The organism is Pseudoalteromonas sp. K222D (genome assembly GCF_017653575.1).
GTDB lineage: Bacteria > Pseudomonadota > Gammaproteobacteria > Enterobacterales > Alteromonadaceae > Pseudoalteromonas > Pseudoalteromonas nigrifaciens.
The window spans coordinates 1-793 of sequence record NZ_JAGGDL010000097.1 but is presented as its reverse complement, the minus strand read 5'-3'; the positions used below and the strand labels follow the sequence as shown (position 1 = coordinate 793).

Here is a 793-nt window from a genome sequence, read left to right as displayed (position 1 = left end):
TAGCTTGGCATACTGGCAGGATCAGTCAATAGCTAAAAAAGATCCTTAGAAAATAATTTGTCTTGGTGAATAGTTACTTTATTTTTAGCTTTCCAGCCGAGAGTTGAAATTATCAATACAATTATCGGGGTGGCAATGCTTCCAATCGCAGTGACAAAGTCTAACCAATGTTTTTCCACCATATCAACTCCAATTTATTGTATAACGTAACTTCAGCAGACAATGCGCCTAACGCCCCAAACACCGGATTGGTGAAGTTGGCGACTTTTTTGGAACAAAAAAGGTGACACCTTTACTAATTCCGAGTGCTTTGACTTGTTATGTTTACTACTAGTTTGAAACCAATATCATTAATTTTCTTCATGTCATGGCCATGCTGAATTTCTGCGTTTATACAAGCCAATACTTCATTTGCTGTAAGCCAAATAACCCATTTTGGATTTTCTATTGTAAAATCAGTTCGATTACAAGGGGTGCCTTTAATTTCAAATGTTTCATGAATTCCATGACCAAATATTCTAGCAATCGATTTTCGTTGATTTGAATCAAAACCTGACATATAGGTTTCTAAATTAAACGATATTTCGGAAATATTATGAACAAGCTTGTTTCTTAGTTCCGCAAGTTTTAACAAAAACTTTTGCTGCTCTTGGTTAATAATGTCTAATTTATACATCAATGCAACCTTTCCATATTTTGGATGGGCTTGATCTAATGTAAGCGCGCATTTAAGCAGTGCGCTTAGCTATAATCGAAGTCTAGCTGCACATTCCACGGCATTAGGTCGGTAAAA

1 protein-coding gene is annotated in these 793 nt (G+C 35.8%); it reads right to left on the bottom strand.

Translation table 11 applies throughout. The features are described from left to right. Positions 1-295: 295 nt before the first annotated feature. Positions 296-676, bottom strand: a complete 381-nt coding sequence (locus tag J5X91_RS18020; RefSeq protein ID WP_208835401.1) for a hypothetical protein — start codon at positions 674-676, stop codon at positions 296-298. Between the last annotated feature and the right edge of the window lie 117 nt (positions 677-793).